This window comes from Rhodococcus sp. NPDC057014, assembly GCF_042673295.1.
In the GTDB taxonomy this organism is placed as follows: domain Bacteria; phylum Actinomycetota; class Actinomycetes; order Mycobacteriales; family Mycobacteriaceae; genus Rhodococcus_F.
On the sequence record NZ_JBHUSF010000560.1, the window covers coordinates 1 to 2,813 of the forward strand.

The window sequence follows — 2,813 nt, forward strand, 5'->3', positions numbered from 1 at the left end:
GGGGCGGTTCTGGTCGGGCCGGGCGCCCGGGTGTGTGGTTTGCGCGTCGGGCCGGGCCCCCCCCCCCCCACGCCACTGCAAGGAGCGTGATCGGCCTGCATCGGCCCACCAACCGGATTCTCGCACCGGCCAGAAGGGTGGGTGCAAGCAACCGGCGAGCATCCAGCTATCGATCGAGCAATCGCGGGCCTGTGTCGATGAAAGTGCAGCGGAACACGAGAATCGGCAAGCAGCCGAGAAGTTCTCCAGAGGCAATTCAGCCGAGGAACTGAACGGTCTCCGAAACCGGAGCGCGGTCGATTGTCGGGCCCCCGCTGACAGTGGTGTCCTTGTATCCGATAGCCATGCCGCAGAACAACATCAGATCGGCCGGCGGCTGGACGACTTCGTCGACTGTCGAATGGCAAACCGACCACGCCTCCTGGGGGCAGCTCGCCAGCCCCTCCTCCTGCAGCAGCAGCATGATCGTCTGCAGGTACATGCCAACGTCGGACCACTGCGCCGAACCCATGGTGCGGTCGACATAGCAGAAGAGCCCGACTGGGGCACCGAAGAACTGCCAGTTTCGGGAGAACCAGGCGCGCCGAGCCGTCTTGTCCTCTCGCGGAATGCCGAGAGCGGAGTAGAGCTGCTGGCCCGCCGAGACGCGGCGCTCGCGGTACGGTGATTTCAGGTCGGCGGGATAGATCGGATACTGCGGTGCGTCGCCGAGGTCACCGGCGGTGAGTCGGGCGGACATCTTCTCGACGATCGCAGCGCGGGATCGGCCGGTGACGACGTACGTGTGCCAAGGCTGAATGTTGCCGCCCGATGGGGTACGCGCGGCGGACTCGAGGACGCGTTCGAGGACCGCTCGATCGACACGTTGGTCAGTGAAGTCGCGCACGGAGCGTCGTGAACGCACCACGTCGTACACATTCATGTAAAGCTCCCCAATCCAGCAGCTCCCGGGCTCCGGCTCATCCTGTCTACCGACCCATCGCGCAGTCCTACAGGGACCTATCGCGGTCTGGGTGTGTGCTCGGGAAGGCCTTGTGCGGTGTCGCAACTACGACGGACGTCGAGTATCAAGCCGTGTTCCGCCGGAAGCTGCCACTCTCATGACGCATTCGAGGACGGCGCTGCTGCCGCCGAGTTCTGAGTTCTTCCGCGATTGATGACGTCGGTCCGGCGCTCGGCGACACGTGTTGGTTCGAAGTCCCTCATCCATTTCTGTGATGTGTCGTCTTCGACGAGTAGCGCCGGGTCGAGCATGTGTTCTTCCGCGCGGCGGTAAGACGCGAGGAGTGTCCGCACTCCGCGCTGGTCGTTCCCGATGATGGAGGCAGCGATATCCAGTGCGGTCGTGAGCAGGTTCTCGTGCTTAGTACTGCAACGGCACTTGCTTGACAGGTGCGCGATACTGGTTGTGTGGTCCTCGATTTGGTTGCTTCCGAGTTAGAAGCGTTGCATGAGCGGATCTCCGGTCGGTTCGCCCGGTCGGAGCCGCGGTCCCGAGTCCGTGAATATGTGACGGGATTGGTTGCAGGTCTAGAACGCAAGAACGGGTGGACCCTCGCCGAACGGGCCGGCGAGATCAGCCCGGACGGGATGCAACGGTTGCTGCGGCGCGCGGACTGGGACGTCGACGGCGTCCGCGACGATGTGCGTGACTACGTGGTCGAACGCCTCGGCGATCCGGCCGGTGTACTGGTCGTCGACGACACCGGATTCCTCAAGAAGGGCACCCGCTCGGCCGGGGTGCAACGCCAGTACTCCGGCACCGCCGGGCGGGTGGAAAACTGCCAGATCGGGGTGTTCCTCGCCTACGCCAGCGGCGCCGGCCACGCGTTGATCGACCGGGAGCTGTACCTGCCCGAATCCTGGACCTCCGACCGCGACCGGTGCCGTGCCGCCGGGATCGGTGACGAGGTGGAGTTTGCGACCAAACCGAGACTGGCGCAACGCATGATTGAACGCGCCCTCGACGCACAGGTCCCCTTCTCCTGGCTAACCGCGGACGAGGCCTACGGGCAGGTGAAGTACCTGCGGGTCTGGCTCGAGGAACGCGATGTTTCGTATGTGTTGGCTACCCGTTGCAACGACGATGTGTTCACCCCACACGGCCGCTCCGGTCGCGCCGACGAGATGATCGCCGCGGTCCCGGCGAAGCAGTGGCGGCGGATCTCCGTCGGCGACGGCGCGCACGGCCGGCGCGAATACTCCTGGGTGCGGATCCCGATCCGGATCGCTTGGGCACCGGGGCGCGGGCACTGGCTCCTCGCCCGCCGCTCGTTGTCGGACCCGACCGAGATCGCGTACTACATCTGCGCCGGACCCCGCCGCACCACGCTCACCGAACTCGCCATCATCGCCGGCTCCCGGTGGCGGGTCGAGGAATGCTTCCAGCAGGCCAAGAACGAGGCCGGACTGGACCATTACCAGGTACGCACCTACCGGGCCTGGTACGCCCACATCACCTTGTCGATGCTCGCCCTCGCCTGGCTCGCCGGGACGAAAACCGAAGCCATAAAAGGGGAATCGGGATCGAAGATCAGGGCATGATCGCGTACACGCTACCCGAGATCCGCCGCCTACTCGTGCAACTGATCCTGCGACACGCCCACCCCGACGGGCACATCTGGTCCTGGTCGAACTGGCGACGGCGCCGACAACACCAGGCCCGCACCTCCCACTACCGACGTCGCGGCCACCTCCCATAAGTGCCGTTGCAGTATTAGAGGGTGTCTCATGTGGGGAGTTTCTTGAAGCAGGTGAGTGCGGCGGCGAGGTGGAGGAAACCGGCGAAGTGTTCGCCGTGACGCTCGTAGCGG

The 2,813-nt window shown here is 65.1% G+C and carries 2 protein-coding genes; one reads left to right on the plus strand and one right to left on the minus strand.

The window, feature by feature from the left end:
* Positions 1-256: 256 nt before the first annotated feature.
* Positions 257-922, minus strand: a complete 666-nt coding sequence (locus ACFTZB_RS44780; protein WP_378442325.1) for a nitroreductase — start codon at positions 920-922, stop codon at positions 257-259.
* Between the two features lie 488 nt (positions 923-1,410).
* On the opposite strand from ACFTZB_RS44780, the gene ACFTZB_RS44785 reads away from it, so the two are divergent.
* Positions 1,411-2,544, plus strand: a complete 1,134-nt coding sequence (locus ACFTZB_RS44785; protein WP_378442327.1) for an IS701 family transposase — start codon at positions 1,411-1,413, stop codon at positions 2,542-2,544.
* Positions 2,545-2,813 lie beyond the last annotated feature (269 nt).